This is a genomic window from Allorhizobium sp. Av2 (assembly GCF_021462805.2).
In the GTDB taxonomy this organism is placed as follows: Bacteria; Pseudomonadota; Alphaproteobacteria; order Rhizobiales; family Rhizobiaceae; genus Allorhizobium; species Allorhizobium vitis_G.
Genome location: NZ_CP192697.1, coordinates 804,045 through 817,124, shown reverse-complemented (window position 1 = coordinate 817,124; position 13,080 = coordinate 804,045). Strand labels below are relative to the sequence as shown.

Annotated in this window: 10 protein-coding genes; 4 read left to right on the top strand and 6 right to left on the bottom strand. The window is 58.4% G+C overall.

Annotated features, from left to right (window positions below; translation table 11 throughout):
- Window positions 1-13 precede the first annotated feature (13 nt).
- From FS819_RS21440 to FS819_RS21415, 6 genes are all read right to left on the bottom strand, one after another.
- The gene (locus FS819_RS21440) at window positions 14-2,014 is read right to left on the bottom strand and encodes an acetyl-CoA carboxylase biotin carboxylase subunit (protein WP_156550405.1); all 2,001 of its coding nucleotides are present in this window, start codon (window positions 2,012-2,014) and stop codon (window positions 14-16) included.
- Between the two features lie 2 nt (window positions 2,015-2,016).
- The gene (locus FS819_RS21435; protein ID WP_070147585.1) at window positions 2,017-2,391 is read right to left on the bottom strand and encodes a hypothetical protein; all 375 of its coding nucleotides are present in this window, start codon (window positions 2,389-2,391) and stop codon (window positions 2,017-2,019) included.
- A 39-nt stretch (window positions 2,392-2,430) separates the two neighbouring features.
- Window positions 2,431-2,808 (bottom strand): hypothetical protein, encoded by a 378-nt coding sequence (locus FS819_RS21430; protein ID WP_070147586.1) that lies wholly within the window; start codon window positions 2,806-2,808, stop codon window positions 2,431-2,433.
- A gap of 79 nt (window positions 2,809-2,887) precedes the next feature.
- The gene (locus tag FS819_RS21425) at window positions 2,888-4,420 is read right to left on the bottom strand and encodes an acyl-CoA carboxylase subunit beta (RefSeq protein ID WP_156550406.1); all 1,533 of its coding nucleotides are present in this window, start codon (window positions 4,418-4,420) and stop codon (window positions 2,888-2,890) included.
- Window positions 4,421-4,674: 254 nt separating this feature from the next.
- Window positions 4,675-7,830 (bottom strand): efflux RND transporter permease subunit, encoded by a 3,156-nt coding sequence (locus FS819_RS21420; protein ID WP_156550407.1) that lies wholly within the window; start codon window positions 7,828-7,830, stop codon window positions 4,675-4,677.
- A 3-nt stretch (window positions 7,831-7,833) separates the two neighbouring features.
- Window positions 7,834-8,991, bottom strand: a complete 1,158-nt coding sequence (locus tag FS819_RS21415) for an efflux RND transporter periplasmic adaptor subunit (RefSeq protein ID WP_156550408.1) — start codon at window positions 8,989-8,991, stop codon at window positions 7,834-7,836.
- 176 nt (window positions 8,992-9,167) lie between these two features.
- Between FS819_RS21415 and FS819_RS21410 the strand changes: the two genes are divergently transcribed.
- The 4 genes from FS819_RS21410 to FS819_RS21395 all read left to right on the top strand — a co-directional run bounded on the left by FS819_RS21410 (window position 9,168) and on the right by FS819_RS21395 (window position 13,076).
- Window positions 9,168-9,788: a TetR/AcrR family transcriptional regulator gene (locus FS819_RS21410; RefSeq protein ID WP_498724530.1), complete on the top strand. Its 621-nt coding sequence runs from the start codon at window positions 9,168-9,170 to the stop codon at window positions 9,786-9,788.
- 194 nt (window positions 9,789-9,982) lie between these two features.
- Window positions 9,983-11,113: an acetylornithine deacetylase gene (gene argE, locus FS819_RS21405; protein ID WP_156550410.1), complete on the top strand. Its 1,131-nt coding sequence runs from the start codon at window positions 9,983-9,985 to the stop codon at window positions 11,111-11,113.
- Between the two features lie 15 nt (window positions 11,114-11,128).
- Window positions 11,129-11,485: a cupin domain-containing protein gene (locus FS819_RS21400; protein ID WP_156550411.1), complete on the top strand. Its 357-nt coding sequence runs from the start codon at window positions 11,129-11,131 to the stop codon at window positions 11,483-11,485.
- Between the two features lie 127 nt (window positions 11,486-11,612).
- On the top strand, window positions 11,613-13,076 hold the full coding sequence (locus FS819_RS21395; RefSeq protein ID WP_156550412.1) for an aldehyde dehydrogenase family protein: 1,464 nt from the start codon (window positions 11,613-11,615) through the stop codon (window positions 13,074-13,076).
- Window positions 13,077-13,080 lie beyond the last annotated feature (4 nt).

Genomic DNA, 13,080 nt, shown 5'->3' with positions numbered 1-13,080 from the left:
CTCGCAATGGTTATCACTCGAATTCCATGATCAGTTCGTCCACGGCGAGGCTTTGGCCCGGCTTGGCAACCAGTTTTTTGACCACACCGCGCCGCTCGGCCTTGAGGATATTTTCCATCTTCATCGCCTCCACGGTCGCCAGCGCCTGACCGGCCTCCACGGCGTCGCCTTCAGCAACCGCAATGCCGGTCACCACGCCTGGCATCGGGCAGAGCAGCATTTTTGACGTGTCGGGCGGTAATTTCCGGGGCATAAGCCGGGCAAGCTCGGCGACGCGCGCACTGCGAACATGCGCCACGACATCCATGCCCCGCCAGCGCAGGCGGATAGCAGGCCCCTTGAGGTCAATTTTAAGCCCGATGCTTTGGCCATCGACTGCAAAAATTGCCAGCGTCTGGCCAGGCTGCCACACACCATCGACCGCGATCACGCCGCCATCGGCAAATGTCAGACTGCCGGGATCAACCGAAAGCGTCAGCGGATAACGCCGGTCTGCCAGTTCCACCACCCAGTCACGGCCGATGGTGCGGGCGTGATTGCCCATGGTGCCGGAGACCTGCGCGGCACGGGCCTCGCGCCGCTGGTGGACAAGGGCTGCAATGGCGGCCAGCGTCCTGCCCGCAGTCTCATCCGGCTCGACCCCGGAAAAGCCCTCCGGAAACTCCTCGGCGATAAAGGCTGTGGTGATCTTGCCGGAGCGAAAGCGCGGATGCTGCATGACCGCCGACAGAAACGGCAGATTGTGGCCAATGCCCTCGACTTCGAACCGGTCCAGCGCCGCACTCATCGCATCGATGGCGGTGATCCGGTCAGGGCCCCATGTACACAGCTTGGCAACCATCGGGTCGTAATACATCGAGATTTCCCCGCCCTCGAACACCCCGGTATCGTTGCGGACCACCGTGCCATCGGCTTGCTGGCCTTCGCTGGGCGGGCGGTAGCGGGAAAGCCTGCCGATCGACGGCAGGAAATTGCGATAGGGGTCTTCGGCATAAAGCCTGCTTTCGACCGCCCAGCCGTTCAGCGTCACATCCCCTTGCGTAAAAGCCAGCCTCTCGCCCGACGCCACCCGGATCATCTGCTCCACCAGATCAAGCCCGGTGATCAGTTCCGTCACCGGATGCTCCACCTGCAAGCGGGTGTTCATTTCCAGAAAGTAGAAATTGCGATTGCCATCGACGATAAATTCCACCGTGCCGGCGGAATAATATCCAACCGCCTTGGCCAGCGCCACGGCCTGTTCGCCCATCGCCTTGCGGGTCTCCGCATCCAGAAACGGCGATGGCGCTTCCTCGATCACCTTCTGGTTTCGCCGCTGGATCGAGCATTCGCGCTCGCCGAGATAGAGCACAGTGCCATGCTTATCGCCCAGCACCTGGATTTCGATATGGCGCGGCTGGTCAACGAATTTCTCGATAAAGATCCGGTCATCGCCAAACGAATTCATCGCCTCGTTCTTGGAGGACTGGAAACCCTCGCGCGCCTCGGCATCACTCCAGGCGATGCGCATGCCCTTGCCACCGCCACCGGCAGACGCCTTGATCATCACGGGATAGCCGATCTGAGCGGCGATTTTGACCGCTTCCTCGGCATCGGCAATCAGCCCCATATGGCCGGGTACGGTGGACACCCCCGCCTCTGCCGCCAGTTTCTTGGAGGTGATCTTGTCGCCCATCGCCTGAATGGCGCCGACCGGCGGGCCGACGAAGGCAACGCCCGCCTTGTCCAACGCCTCGGCAAAGGCGGCATTTTCCGACAAGAACCCATAGCCCGGATGCACCGCATCCGCGCCGGTCTGCCTGATCGCATCGAGGATCTTGTCGATAACGATATAGGACTGGTTGGACGGCGACGGGCCGATATGCACCGCCTCATCCGCCAGCTTGACATGCAGCGCATTGGCATCGGCATCGGAATACACAGCGACAGTGGCAATGCCCATCCGCTTGGCGGTCTTGATCACCCGGCAGGCGATTTCGCCACGGTTGGCGATCAGGATTTTGGAGATTGCCATGGTCACACCCCTGCCGTGTCGTCAAAGGCCTGCGGAAAGTTCTTCCGGGCCAGCTTTTCATTGAGTTTCAGTTTGGCCGTATAGGAGGTCGGGTCAAAACCCCGCTCCGCGGCCAGAAGCTCCCGGCCAAACAGACGGCACAGCCGCTCGCCATCCAGATTGCCGCGCTCGAAAGGTTCCGCGCCAAAATACTCCCAAAGCGCCCGCACAAAGCCGATATCCGCCAAGGCAACGGTCTGGTCCATGGTGCGGTGGCGCGGCATGGAGGTGAGCTTTGTCACGTTGGAGTTGGCGCGCCGCAGCGTGAACTGCCATTGCGTGCCGAGAAGGCCCGCCGGGAACCCGCGATGCTTCGGCATCTCAGACACTTTAACCATCATGCAGCATCCGGTTGAAACAGGAGAGGAACCATCGCATCACACCTCAAACACATCGTCGAAGGATTCCGGAAAGCTATGGCGTGCCACGCGCTCATCGATGCGCAGCAGCGCTTCATAGGACAGGGGATCGAAATCCTTTTCCACCGCCACCACTTCGCGCCCAAACAGCAGATTGAGCCGGGCCGCATCCAGATTACCACGCTCGAAAGGTTCAGCGCCGAAGTGATGCCAGAGCGCGTGCAGGAAAGCCGCATCGATGCGGTGTTCCTTGGTGCCTGGATAGGCCTTGCGCGGCATGGCCTTGATGGGGGTGACGCCCCGGGGATTAGCCCGGCGAATGGTGAACTGTACACCTGTTCCGGGCATGCCGGAGGGAAATCCACGGTGCTTGGTCATATCAGGGGCTTTGGACATCCATGCCGCCCTTTCTTGTCTGCCGGAACAGGTCCGATCTTGTTGTTGAAGTGAACCCGCTATCAAAGTGGGCCAGTTTTTAAAGCGGAATGGTATCGTGTTTTTTCCAATGGGTCGCAACCTGCTTGCCACGCAGCGAGGCAAAGGCCCGGGCGATGCGCTTGCGTGATGAATGCGGCATGATCACTTCGTCAATAAAGCCGCGCTCGGCCGCCACGAACGGATTGGCGAAACGCTCCTCATATTCTCGGGTGCGCGCCGCGATCTTTTCCGGGTCGCCCAGTTCGGAACGGTAGAGAATTTCCGTCGCACCCTTGGCTCCCATGACAGCGATTTCCGCCGTCGGCCAGGCATAATTCACGTCAGCGCCAATATGCTTGGAGGCCATCACGTCATAGGCGCCGCCATAGGCCTTGCGGGTGATCAGCGTCACCATCGGCACGGTCGCCTCAGAATAGGCAAACAGCAGCTTAGCACCGTGTTTGATGACCCCGCCATATTCCTGCGCCACGCCAGGCAGAAAGCCCGGCACATCCACCAGCGTCAGGATCGGAATGGAAAAGGCATCGCAAAACCGCACAAAACGGGCCGCCTTGCGCGAGCTATCAATATCCAGGCAGCCAGCCAGCACCATCGGCTGGTTGGCGACGACACCGACCGTCTGGCCTTCCAGCCGGATGAAACCGGTGATGATGTTCTTGGCAAAAGCCTCCTGAAGCTCGAAGAAATCGCCTTCGTCGGCCAGCGCGTGGATCAGTTCCTTCATGTCGTAAGGCTTGCTGGAACTGTCGGGGATCAGCGTATCCAACCGCATTTCAAGCCGGGCCGGATCATCGTAGAACGGCCTGCTCGGCGGCTTTTCGCGGTTGTTCAGCGGCAGGAAGTCAAATAGCAGCCGCACCTGTTCCAGCGCCTCGACATCGTTTTCATAGGCGCCATCAGCCACCGAGGATTTCTTCGTGTGCGTCCCCGCCCCGCCCAGTTCTTCCGCCGTGACAATTTCGTTGGTCACGGTCTTCACCACGTCAGGACCGGTGACGAACATGTAGGACGTGTCGCGCACCATGAAAATGAAGTCGGTCATGGCAGGTGAATAGACCGCACCGCCCGCGCATGGCCCCATAATGACGGAGATCTGCGGAATGACGCCTGACACCTCGGCATTGCGGCGAAACACTTCCGCATAGCCAGCAAGCGAAGCCACGCCTTCCTGTATCCGCGCTCCGCCCGAATCGTTGATGCCAATCACCGGCGCCCCAACCCGAACCGCCATATCCATGATCTTGCAGATCTTCTGCGCATGGGTTTCTGACAGCGAACCGCCGAGCACGGTAAAATCCTGGGAAAACACATAGACCTGCCGCCCATTGATCGTCCCCCAACCGGTGACGACGCCGTCGCCCGCCACTTTCTGGCTGTCCATGCCGAAATCTGTGCAGCGATGGGTGACATACATATCGTATTCTTCAAACGAGCCTTCATCGAGCAATATCTCGATCCGCTCGCGCGCCGTCAGCTTGCCCTTGGCATGCTGCGCGTCAATCCGCTTTTCCCCACCGCCAAGACGGGCCTCGGCGCGGCGGCTTTCCAGCTGATCCAATATTGTCGGCATGTGATCCTCATCCTGTGTCACGCGGACCTTAAAGCATAAAAGCTTAAACCGGAATCGGCTTAAGGTATCATGCAGAAAAGACATTTTATGCGGCGAGACCGTGATGCCCAATGAGAAAAGCCGCAATGGCAACAGAGTGCAATTGCGGCTTTGAAGCGTAAAAATGGCCGGAATATCATGTAAATTGACCGGATCGGAAGCCGCGTTGCAATCTCCGATCCGGTCTTTTCAAACGATGCGCCTAGTCGCCCGACTTAATGGTCACTATGCGGTGCATGATGTTCGGGTGGCTTACCCAAGCCAAGCCAGGACTTCAATTTTTCACGCACGGTCTGGAAGGTGACGTAGAGCATCGGGATCACAAACAGACCGAGCGTACTGGCCGTCAACATGCCGATGAAGACAGGCGTACTGACATTGTGCCTTGCCATCATCGACGCGCCATTTGCCCAGACCAGCGGCACGAGGCCAAGGATGAAGGCAATCGACGTCATCATTACGGCGCGGAAACGCAGCTTAGCCCCCAGCACCGCCGCATCAGCAATCGGCATGCCTTGCTCACGATGTTCCTTGGCAAACTCGACGATCAGGATACCGTTCTTGGCGGCAAGGGCGATGAGCACCACAAGGCCGATCTGTGCGTAGAGATCCATCGTCATATGCGTCAGCGCCATGCCGGCAAAGGCCCCAAACACACCCACGATGACGGAAAGCAGAACCGGCACGGGAATGGTCCAGCTTTCGTAAAGCGCCACCAGGAACAGGTAGGCAAACAGCAGGGCCAGTGCCAGGATGATACCGGTCTGGCCGGAGGCCTGCTGTTCCTGATAGGCCGTTCCCGTCCATTCCAGCGCAAAGCCGGCTGGCAGGGTTTTGGCAACCACCTGCTTGAATGCTTCCATGGCGTCCCCGGACGATGTGCCGGGAGCAGCCGAGCCATTGATCGTCACGGCGCGATAGTTGTTATAGCGGGTGATGACTGGCGGACCGACGATTGTCTTCACCTCGGCAATCGACTGGAGAGGCACCATGTCACTATTGGAGTTGCGGACATAGATGTTCCACAGCGCCGATGTATCGCGGCGATTGGCGGCATCGCCCTGGACCTTGACCTGCCAGGTACGTCCGAACTCGTTGAAGTCGTTGACATAGGAGCCACCGAGCGTTGCCTGCAGGGCGTCAAAGATATCGCTGATGCTGATGCCGAGCGCCTGGGCTTTTTCACGATCGATATCGAGATAGATCGACGGCGCATTGGCACCATAGGTGGTGAAGACACGCGCCAGCTGCGGGTTCTGATTGGCCGCACCGACCACGCCATAGGCGACATTGGCCATGGTAGCCGGATCGGCACCCTCAAGCGACTCGATCATCGCTTCGAAACCGCCACTGGTGGAAAGACCCAGAACGGGCGGAAGGTTGAAGGGCAGAACCGTGGCGGCCTTGACCTGCTGAACCATGCCGAACGTCCGGCCAATAACCGCTTGTACCTTGTCCAAGGCGGTCGGGCGATCCGCGAAGGGTTTCAGCTTCACGATCATGAAGGCGGAATTGCTGGCCGAATAGCTGTCCAGGAAGGAATAACCGATAACCGAAGAGACGTTTTCGATTTGTGGAATAGCCTTCAGCAAATCCTCCACCTGTCCAACCGCACCACTTGTCCGTGCCACCGAAGCGCCATCGGGCAATTGCACCGCGATGAAGAACGTGCCCTGGTCTTCTTCCGGTAGGAAGCCGCTCGGGGTGATCTTCGATATGCCGTAAATACCAGCCCCGCCAACGCCGATGATCAGCAGAGACAGAACCGCCATGCGAACCATTTTCTGGACCGCCCAGGCATAGCCGTCGCGGGTATTGTCGATACGGCGACTGATCCAGCCCATGATGCCGCGTTTTTCGCCGGTGTGGCGCAGGAAGACGGCGCAGAGAGCCGGCGACAGCGTCAGCGCGTTAATGGCCGAGATCAGCATGGCAACACTGATGGTGACCGAAAACTGCCGGAACAATTCGCCTGATATGCCAGAAATGAAGCCGATGGGAACGAAAACCGAGAGCAGGACAAGGGTAATCGCAACAATCGGACCGGTGACCTGGGCCATGGCCTTCTTGGTGGCGGCAACCGGTGTCAGCTCCGGCTCCTCCTCCATCACGCGCTCGACATTTTCCACGACGACAATCGCGTCGTCGACAACAATGCCGATGGCAAGAACAAGGGCGAGAAGCGAGACCGTATTGGCCGAGTAGCCAAGCGCCAGCAGCACCGCGAATGTGGCGATAACGCTGACGGGTACGGCGATGATCGGGATGATTGTCGCCCGGACATTGCCGAGAAACAGGAAGACGACCAGTGCCACCAACACGAAGGCTTCGATCAAGGTATGAATGACGGATTCAATCGTATCCTCAACGAAGGTGGTCGAGTCGTACATGACATTGGCGCGCATGCCTTCCGGCATCCGGCTGTTCAGCTCCGCGATCTTGGCGCTGACGGCGGCAGCCGTGTTCAGCGCGTTGGCACCGGGAGACATATAAATGCCCATGGCAACCCCCGGATCGCCTTCGCGCCGGGAGACCGTATCATCGTTCTGTGCGCCCAGTTCGACACGGGCAACATCCTTCACTTTCAGGACCGAGCCGTCCTTGTTGGCACGTAGCACGATATTGCCGAATTCCTCAGGCGTTTCGAGACGGCCCTGGGTCTGGACATTGTACTGGAATGCCTGGTCGTCAGGCACCGGACGCGCGCCGATACGGCCAACAGGTGCCTGGACGTTCTGGGCGGAAATCGCACTTGTGACATCCGAAGGCACCAGGCCAAGGCTGGACAAACGGTCCACATCGAACCAGATGCGCATCGAATACTTCATGTTACTGAAGAGCGATGCCGAACCGACGCCTGGAAGACGAGAGATCTCATCCAGAACATTGATCGTCGCGTAATTGGTCATGAACAGCGGATCGAACTTGCCCTTCTCGCTCTGCAACATGATGAATTGCAGAATGGATGAGGATTTCTTGCTGACCGAGACACCAAGATTTTGAACGTCGCTGGGCAGCGAGGACAGAGCCGTCTGCACGCGGTTGTTGACGTTAACGGTGTTAATGTCGGCATCGCTGCCCAGTGCGAAACTGACGGTCAGCGAATAGCTGCCATCATTACCGCTGGTGCTTTTCATGTAGAGAGCTTTGTCGACCCCAATCACCTTGGATTCGAGCGGTTGCGCAACGGTCTGCTCCAGCACTTCGGCGGAAGCGCCGGGATAGGTGGCCGTCACCTGGACCTGTGGCGGCACGATATCGGGAAGTTGTGAGACCGATATTCTGGTCAGCGCCAGGCCACCGGCAATCGTCAGCACGATGGCAATGACGATTGCCATGCGTGGACGATCAATGAAAATATTGGAAAACATCGCTTAGCCCTGCTTTGGTGCGGCGGGTGGAGCCTGGTCGGCCGGCTGTGCATTGACCGGTGTATTTGGCCGAACACGCTGGATTCCGTCGGTAATCACCTTGTCGCCTTCCTTGAGGCCATTGGTGACAACAGCCATTTCCGGCGTGGACTGCCCAAGCGTCACACGGCGCACCTGCGCAATGCTCTTGTCGTCAACCACATAGACATAGGAGCCTTGCTGATCGACCATGACCGAGGCACGCGGAATGGTGAGGTAATCGGTCGGCTCGACGGTTTCGAGAATGACACGGACGAATTCGTCATTCACCAGCTCCCGATGTCCCGTTGCCAGCAACGGATTGGGGATAGTACCGCGCAGGGTGATGGAGTCGGTATTCTCGGACACGCTGATGTCGTAAAAATCGAGCGTGCCTTCCTGGGAATACACTCTGCCATCGGGCAGACGGATCTTGAGCTTCACGTTCTTTTCCAGCCCGCCGTCCTTGTCGAACCGCTGCCTCAATTCGATGAGACGGCGCACGGATACTGGGAATTTCACATACATCGGGTCCTGACTGACCACTGTGGCCAGAGTTCCCGATGAGGACGACACGACATTGCCGACGGTGACCGAAGCAAGGCCAATTCGACCATCGATAGGCGCGATGATATCGGTATAGCCAAGATTGATCTGCGAGGTGCGCACATCGGCTTCCGATTCCGCGACCTTAGCAATCGAAGTCCGCTGCGTGGCCCGTGCGTCGTCCAGATTGCTCTGGCTGCCGCTGCCACCGGCTCGAAGCTGCTCATTACGAGCAAGCGATATATTCGAATTTTCAAGGGTGGCCTGATTTTCGGCAAGAGTTGCCTTCTTGGAATCCAGATCGGCCTCATAGGACTGCCGCTCGATGCGGAACAGGACCTGGCCCTTTTTGACCTCAGAGCCTTCCTTGAAAAGCTGCTCTTCCAGGAACCCGGTCACACGGGCGACGAGATTGACGGAATCCGTCGCCTCAACCCGGCCATTGACCTCGGTCGTGTCATTGATCGGCTTCAGCTTGGCAATCGCCACGCCAACGGCAGGCGGCCCGGCATTAGGCATCTGCGCAAAGGAAGGGGTTGAAAGGGAAAGGGCTGCAAGGGCGCAACCCGTGATTAAAAATCGTTTTGTCTTTTGCATGGCTAGGAACACTCCAACGGTAGCGTCTCCGATATATATACATACATACCGTTTGTAAATAGGATTGATCGCGGCGCGTAAATATGTGATGAATTAGAAAACGACGTTTCGTGCCCGACCATTTTGCCCAGGAGGACCCATTGCGGAGAACCAAGGAAGAAGCAGCGGAAACCCACATGCAGCTCCTGAACGCTGCCGAACAGCTTTTCCTCACCAAAGGCTTCGACCAGACGTCATTGGACGAGATTGCCCAGGCGGTGGGCGTGACGCGCGGCGCTGTCCATTGGCATTTCAAGAACAAGCGCGGTATTCTCGAAGCCCTTCGCAACCAGGCCTTTAAACCTTTCGAGCAATTGGCAGCGCGGCTCCCGGCAGACAGTTCCGTCGATGTGTTTGCTGCTCTTGAACAAATATTGTTCGACATGCTGGCGCATCTTCAAGCCGACGAGCGGCGGCGCGGCGTGATCCGGGTCAGCCTGCATCTGGACCTTTCCATAAAGGAAACCGACTCGGATGGCATTCTGAGCACGCTCAAGGTAAAGTTACTGCCCCTCTTCCAGGTTGCCGCCGAAAGGGGCCAATTGACCGCGCCCTGGAGCCCCGCCTCCGCCGCCATGACCCTGAGCGCGACCATTTCCGGCCTGATCGGCGAATGGGCATTCGGCCGGGATAATTTTCAACTCGTGCCTTATGCGCAGCAATTCGTCCGGATCGCGCTGGTGGGTTTCGGCATGCAAAGCCGGGACTGTTCTACAATTCATAAAGAGCCAGGCCAAAGAGAACCGGGAAAGCCCTGATCCGCCTGTCTCAGTAGCGTCGGTATATTCCGCTCCCCTCGGCGTCCGGAACCGAAGATTCCACCAAATATCCCCTGCTTTCGGCAGGAAAAATACCGCTTGGCTTGTAGATTCCAGATCCGGCGCACTCGGCTTTTCAAAGGCAGTGAGCTTTGCGTCTTAGTAGCATTGCGCCGCACTGCGAGACCGGATCGATGGAGCGACCCTTGGATATTCTCGAACGCCTGGTGGCCTTCCCTTCCGTTGTCGGCACAGCCAATGGCGAGATTGTCAGCTTCATCCGTGACTATCTGCAAAACCACGGCGTGGCGGTGAGCGTGCTTCCCGGGCCTGAGGGCGACCGCAGCAATCTGTTTGCCACCATCGGCCCCAAACATGTGCCCGGCTATATCCTCTCCGGCCATATGGATGTGGTGCCAGCAGGCGAAAGCGGCTGGGTGAGCGATCCATTCCAGTTGCGGCGCGACGGTGACAGGGTTTTTGGCCGTGGCACCAGCGACATGAAAGGGTTTCTGGCCTGCGCTTTGGCCTGCGTTCCAACGCTTGCCGCCATGCCGCTTGCCCGTCCCATTCATCTCGCCTTTTCCTATGATGAAGAGGCCGGGTGCCGTGGCGTGCCGCATATGCTGGCGCAACTGCCGAGCCTTTGCGAAAGCCCGCTTGGCGCCATCATCGGCGAACCCAGCGGCATGCGGGCCATCCGCGCCCATAAGGGCAAGGCAGCTGCCCGTGTCACCATTACCGGGCGCTCCGGCCACTCATCGCGGCCTGATCTGGGGCTGAATGCCATTCATGCCATGAGTGAGGTTCTGCTTGCTGCCCGCGATGCCGCAAAAACTTTGACAAATGGTCCGTTTGAAGCGGTGTTTGAACCGCCCTATTCCTCGCTGCAAGTGGGAACCGTGCGCGGGGGACAAGCCGTCAATATCATTCCTGATACCTGTGAGGCCGAGTTTGAAGCCCGCGCCATTTCTGGCGTTGATCCCGCAGTGCTTTTGCAGCCTGTTCGTCAGGCGGTGGAAGCCCTCATCAGCACGGGTTTTGGCGTGGAATGGACAGAGATGAGTGCTTATCCGGCACTCTCACTCCCCCAAAACGCCCCTCTTGCCGCGCTGCTGCACCGACTCACAGGCACCGAGCCATTGGCTGCCGTGAGCTACGGCACCGAAGCCGGGCTTTTCCAGCAAGCGGGTGTCGATGCCATCATCTGCGGCCCCGGCGATATCAGCCGCGCCCACAAGCCCAACGAATATATCCTGATGGATGAGCTGGCCACCTGCCAGACCATGATCACCGCTCTCGCAGACCACTGCTGCCAACTCTGAACCGAGGACTAATCCATGTCTCTTTTGAAAAGCATCGACACCAACCCAACGTTTACGCCGAAAGAATCCAAGGCCCTGCCAGAGCGTTTGATCTCTGGCGATCCGGCTTTCAAGACATGGCCGCAGGATGTCTGCCGTGGCGAGATGATCCACACCGGCGTGTGGGAAGCCACCCCCGGTGAGACCAAGTCGATCAAGGGCGAGAGCTTTGAATACTGCCATATCCTGTCGGGCGTTGTGGAGATCACACCCGATGGCGGCGAGCCGGTGATTTACAAGGCGGGCGATCATTTCATCATGAAGCCGGGCTTTGTTGGCGTGTGGAAGACCATTGAAACGGTGAAGAAAATCTACGTCACCATCATGGCGTAAGCCGAGCTTAGAGCATCGTGCAGAAAATCGGAATCCGCACGATGCTCTAAGCTTTTGTTTGGGCATCGGATTTACCCGAAAACCGGTTCCCACTTTTCGGTCCGATGCTCTAGCCTAAGGAACCACCATGACCCTCAGCTTCGATCCAGACACCATCGCCCTGCCCATCGGCCATTTCATTGGCGATACGCTGGTGGATACCAATGGCGCAATCGACATGTACCGCCCGTCAGATGGCAAGGCCTATGCCGGGTGTCCGATTGCCAATGAGGACATGGTGGATCGGGCCGTTCAAACCGCAAAGCAGGCGCTGAAAACCAGCAAATGGGGCAGCGTGCGCCCACGCGAACGCACCGTTGTGCTCCAACGCTGGGCAGAACTGATTGAAAGCGAGGCCGAAACATTGGCCAAGCTGGAGGCTCTCTCCTCCACCCGCCCCGTCGGTCATCTGATTGCTGGGGACATTGCCGTCACCGCCGAGCAAATCCGCTTTTTTGCCGAAATGGCGGACAAGGAAGGCGATGCGCTGGTGCCCACGAATAGTGATAGTCTCGGCATGATCATGAGTGAGCCTTATGGCGTGGTGGGAGCCATCACGCCATGGAATTTCCCGGTTTCCATGGCAGGCTGGAAGCTTGGGCCAGCGCTGGCTGCTGGCAATGCGGTGGTGCTGAAACCATCAGAAATGACACCTTTTTCCAGCATCTATCTGGCGCAATTGGCAGTGAGGGCCGGGATTCCGGCGGGCTTGATCAATATCGTGCTGGGCGATGGTGCTGTGACCGGCAATGCCATCACCGGGCACCCGGATATCGCCAAGGTCAGCTTTACTGGCTCCACCGGAGCTGGTCAGGCCATCATGGGCAATATTGCTCGCACGGGGGTCAAACCCATGACACTGGAGCTTGGCGGCAAAAGCCCGCAACTGGTGTTTGCCGATGCCGATCTGGACAAGGCCGCCGCCGCCATTGCCCAAAGCATTCTTTCCAACGCAGGCCAAGCCTGCGTGGCTGGCTCACGCCTGATTGTTGAGCGCAGCGTTATGGAGCCTTTGGCAGAAGCGATCATTGCCAAGATGAAGGCCGTGAAAGCTGGCCCAACCTGGGATGAGGCCAGCCATTATTCGCCGATCATTTCCGAACGCCAGCGCGGCCGGATCGACAGCATCGTCAAGGCCGCCATTCATGCCGGGGCGGAATGTCTGACGGGCGGCGACATCATGGAAGGCGATGGGTATTTTTATACGCCAACCTTGCTCTCCCATGTCGATCAGCATTCTCCGGCTGTGACGCAAGAAATTTTCGGCCCCGTCTTGACCATCCAGTCTTTTGAGCATGAAGACGAGGCACTGGCTTTGGCCGACCACCCCACCTATGGCCTTTGCGCTGGACTTTTTACCCGCGATATCTCCCGCGCCCTTCGCCTGACACGCTCACTTCAGGCGGGTACCGTTTGGGTCAACCGCTATGGCCGGTCGCGGGATCATATTTTGCCCACAGGCGGTTACAAGCAATCCGGCATTGGCAAAGATTTGGGCCGCGAAGCGTACCATGCCAATCGCAAAAGCAAGAGTGTGTTGATTGGGCTTTAGACCG